Source organism: Sagittula salina, from assembly GCF_017813235.1.
In the GTDB taxonomy this organism is placed as follows: Bacteria; Pseudomonadota; Alphaproteobacteria; order Rhodobacterales; family Rhodobacteraceae; genus Sagittula; species Sagittula salina.
The window spans coordinates 1-239 of the sequence record NZ_JAGISH010000092.1 but is presented as its reverse complement, the minus strand read 5'-3'; the positions used below and the strand labels follow the sequence as shown (position 1 = coordinate 239).

Below are 239 nucleotides of genomic sequence, written 5' to 3'. Positions count from 1 at the left end.
AGAATGGTCGTCGCATAGCAGACGATTAGCCGAACGCATCGAAAATTCCATGACCCTAGTCCAATCCGTCGAGATTCCAAAAGATATTCTTTCCACAGCGGTACAGATCTGTCTGGATTCCAACATCGACGGCCATCGAGGCGACATCACCATCATTCACGCCGCAAGAGCCTTAGCAGCGTGGGCGGGACGAGACCGAATTATTCAGGCCGATCTCGAAAAAGTCGCCCCCCTGGTCC

1 pseudogene is annotated in these 239 nt (G+C 53.1%); it reads left to right on the top strand.

The annotated features are described in order from the left end of the window. Window positions 1–49: 49 nt before the first annotated feature. Window positions 50–239 (top strand): annotated as a pseudogene (locus tag J5474_RS22675) (magnesium chelatase ATPase subunit I); the annotation flags it as partial.